Source organism: Halorubrum tibetense, from assembly GCF_042661865.1.
Lineage (GTDB): Archaea > Halobacteriota > Halobacteria > Halobacteriales > Haloferacaceae > Halorubrum > Halorubrum tibetense.
In genome coordinates, this window is sequence record NZ_JBHSWW010000760.1 from 1 (window position 1) to 504 (window position 504).

Sequence of the window (504 nt, forward strand, 5' to 3'; positions counted from 1 at the left end):
GGGGCCAGTGGCCGAGCTGTGTAAGTATTCCCGGGTGCTGTCCATCCAATTTTTTCTGTCCTCGGGAATTACGTAAGTGGGCCATAAATCCTCATCAGCTAACAGTTGGCGGGTGCTGTCGAGGTTGTGCTCGAAAAAATTGGTTGGGTTGCGATAGGGTACAAACTCTTTCGGGGCTGGGTGTGGCTGTATTAAACCTGAATCTAACTCCAGTGATGCAACCGGCGCCTCATTGGTTGAGGGCTCTCGGTAGGCATAAAGATCGGGCCAGGCGTCGATGCTAAAGGCTGAGGGTGGTGCTGGCAGCTGCGAAAGTTGCTCGAGCTCGTCCAGCACGTAGGCCAGTTGGGCAGGGCTTTGCCAATCGGCTTCCGTTGGTGCCTCAGAGGCAATTGTTTGTGCGAGGCCGAGTTGCGTATAAAACATCCCTGCGACTAACCAGCCTGTCGATACTGCTTGGTGCATTCCCGCCCCTAATACGACTTTTGTTAGATCATTTTAGCT

At 53.4% G+C, this 504-nt stretch carries 1 protein-coding gene; it reads right to left on the reverse strand.

Annotation, left to right across the window (positions count from 1 at the left end; genetic code table 11):
* Positions 1-465 (reverse strand): hypothetical protein (locus tag ACFQEU_RS18155; protein WP_379784438.1); only part of this gene is annotated, 465 nt, incomplete at its 3' end.
* Positions 466-504 lie beyond the last annotated feature (39 nt).